General features: G+C 35.3%; 1 protein-coding gene. It reads right to left on the reverse strand.

The annotated features are described in order from the left end of the window. Nucleotides 1-252 (reverse strand): DUF1376 domain-containing protein (locus BN338_RS09230; RefSeq protein WP_039761372.1); only part of this gene is annotated, 252 nt, incomplete at its 3' end. Between the last annotated feature and the right edge of the window lie 60 nt (nucleotides 253-312).

Raw genomic sequence — 312 nt, forward strand, 5'->3', positions numbered from 1 at the left:
AATAAGTCTATCACTCTTGATTAAATATTCGACAGTAACTGCAAACTTTTTTTGCGAACAATTGCAAGCACGTGAAAGCGTTGCAAAATCATCTTTAAGCGGTGCCCTCTTATCATACATACGTAAGATAAGCGTCAGAAAAATTCCCCTTTGCTCTGATGTCATTTCATGTGTACCACTAATCCAATCGTACAAATAAAATTTTATCCAGGGTAACTTATCTGACTTTTTTTTAGTTGACTTAGTTGACATGTTTACCCCCTATGTTTTCATGCAAGGTAAGATTGTCTAAATCTTCACTAAAGCAGTCGA

It is taken from the genome of Bartonella queenslandensis AUST/NH15, from assembly GCF_000312585.1.
Taxonomy (GTDB): Bacteria; Pseudomonadota; Alphaproteobacteria; order Rhizobiales; family Rhizobiaceae; genus Bartonella; species Bartonella queenslandensis_A.